The organism is Alteromonas sp. CyTr2 (assembly GCF_947311905.1).
GTDB lineage: Bacteria > Pseudomonadota > Gammaproteobacteria > Enterobacterales > Alteromonadaceae > Alteromonas > Alteromonas macleodii.
In genome coordinates this window covers 1-1,263 of the sequence record NZ_CAMZMZ010000088.1, presented here as the reverse complement: position 1 = coordinate 1,263, position 1,263 = coordinate 1, and the positions used below count along the sequence as shown (strand labels likewise).

1 protein-coding gene is annotated in these 1,263 nt (G+C 46.4%); it reads right to left on the bottom strand.

The window, feature by feature from the left end; genetic code table 11:
* Window positions 1–31 precede the first annotated feature (31 nt).
* Window positions 32–1,200, bottom strand: a protein-coding gene (locus QME20_RS19670) for an IS3-like element ISAma1 family transposase (protein WP_085929700.1) whose coding sequence is annotated in 2 segments (ribosomal slippage) — window positions 32–951 and window positions 951–1,200 — 1,170 coding nt in all. Because the reading frame shifts where the segments join, the coding sequence is not laid out codon by codon here.
* Window positions 1,201–1,263 lie beyond the last annotated feature (63 nt).

The following is a 1,263-nucleotide window of genomic DNA, read 5'->3' as shown; positions in this document are numbered from 1 at the left end:
TGACGTGGTCAACCAAAATCACACAACCCAGTTAAGCCGCTTTTTGTAAGTTAGCCATGTCAGCCTCATATTGATTTGGACTCTTGTAATCCAGATATGAGTGCATTCGCTGACTGTTATAAAACATAGTGATGTATTGCAGAATATCCTGCTGGGCAGCACGGCGACTCTGGTAGTGACGCCACTGCACTCGCTCTTGTTTCAATGTGCCGAAGAAGCTTTCTACGACGGCATTGTCCCAACAATCACCTTTCCTGCTCATGCTACCTGTTACCTTGTATTGCGTCAGTAACTGTCTAAATTGTCGGCTTGCGTATTGAGAGCCGCGATCCGAATGATGTATCAGGCCCACTTTAGGTTTACGTTGCCACAAAGCCATCGTTAAGGCATCACACACAAGCTGGGCATTCATCCGCGATGCCATACTCCAGCCCACGATTTTTCGTGAGAATAAGTCAATCACTACGGCCAGATACAGCCAGCCTTCTTGCGTCCAGATGTAGGTAATGTCAGAGACATACGCCTGGTCTGGCTTTTGAGCATCAAAGTCGCGTGACAGCACGTTATCGAAGACAGGTTGCTGATGGTCGCTGTTAGTCGTGACTTTGTATTTTCTACGTCGTCTGACGCTCACTCCAGCTTCTTTCATCAAGGCTCTCGTTCGCTGTTTTCCAACCGGATAACCAAGCGAATTCAACGCGCGTTTCATACGTCTTACGCCATAGGTAAAGTCACTGGCATCTGCTACTTTCTGTACCCACTCAATTAACTCATCATGTTGCGGATCCGGTTCAATGTGTTCCTTGCGTCGCACGGCACTATAGTAATTACAGCGACTGACACCAAGAATCTCGCACATCAGGCTAATCGGCCAGGTCTTCTTATGTTGGGTGATGAAACCGTATTTTACTTGGTTTCTTTGGCAAAGAAGACCGTTGCCTTTTTTAAGATCTCTTTCTCCATTTTCAGGCGCTTATTCTCTGCTCGCAGTTGGCGAATTTCTTCCTGCTCGGGCGTCAACTTACCATTGCCACGAAATGCGTGAGCCCCTTCTGATTCTTGCTCTTTAAGCCAGCGGCCTAACATATTGGCACTGATACCAAGACTGCGAGCAGCCTCAGTAATCTTGTAATTTTGTTCTGTAACCAGACTCACCGCATCCAGTTTGAATTCTTTCGAGTAGCTTTTTCGGGTTTTCATATACACTCCAGTTGAGATAATTATCTCTTAACTGGGTGTGTGAATCTATTGGAGCACGTCATA